Below are 839 nucleotides of genomic sequence, written 5' to 3' on the forward strand. Positions count from 1 at the left end.
GGGAGGGATCGGGCACCATGTTGGCCTCGGTCACCTCGTACACATGGCCCAGGCCGTGGCAGGTCGGGCACGCTCCCTGCGGCGTGTTGGGCGAAAAATCCTCGGCGTACAGCATGGGCTGGTTGGCTGGGTAGGCGCCAGCGCGCGAATACATCATCCGCACCAGGCTGGACAAGGTGGTCACACTGCCCACAGAGGAACGCGCGTTGCTGGAGCCCCGCTGCTGTTGCAGCGCCACCGCCGGCGGTAGGCCGTCGATCGCATCGACGTCCGGTACGCCGGCCTGGTCGATCAGTCGCCGCGCATAGGGGGCCACCGACTCGAAGTAGCGCCGCTGGGCCTCGGCATAGATGGTGCCAAAGGCCAGCGAGGACTTCCCGGAGCCGGAGACACCCGAGAACACCACCAGCGCATTCCGCGGGATAGAGACGTCCACCTCTTTGAGGTTGTTCTCACGCGCGCCACGCACCTGCACGAGGCCGCTGGCCGCAGCGGTACAAGAGGATTCACCGAAAGTATTGTTTGGCATGTTCTTATCCTGTAGTTCGCCCCGCTCAGGACGGGACTTCCTGAGTGGTAGGGAAAACTGATGCTCTGCAGATGCTCGTCACGCTTGATGCGGTGCTTCTTCCTGTTCAGCCCCGCTCAGAAACAATTGGCACTGCTGATTGAAGAAGTCTTCCAGTTCAGCGGCTGTGAAGTGGTCGCTGAAGGCATGCTCGGCGTGACTCATCACGTCGAAATACACCACAGCCAATTCCAACTCTTCCAGCTCAAGCTGCTGGCAGAGCAGCCAGCCGTAGACCTTGACCTGCGCCCAATGCAGCAGCCGGTGGTTG

At 62.0% G+C, this 839-nt stretch carries 1 protein-coding gene and 1 pseudogene; both read right to left on the bottom strand.

Annotation, left to right across the window (positions count from 1 at the left end):
- Nucleotides 1–529 (bottom strand): annotated as a pseudogene (locus tag CXQ97_RS20750) (excinuclease ABC subunit A); the annotation flags it as partial.
- A 78-nt stretch (nucleotides 530–607) separates the two neighbouring features.
- Nucleotides 608–839, bottom strand: a 232-nt coding sequence (locus CXQ97_RS20755) for a hypothetical protein (RefSeq protein WP_219815472.1), incomplete at its 5' end; no start/stop codon positions are given.

Origin of the sequence: Arthrobacter sp. B0490, from assembly GCF_002929355.1 — a bacterium.
In the GTDB taxonomy this organism is placed as follows: domain Bacteria; phylum Actinomycetota; class Actinomycetes; order Actinomycetales; family Micrococcaceae; genus Arthrobacter_D.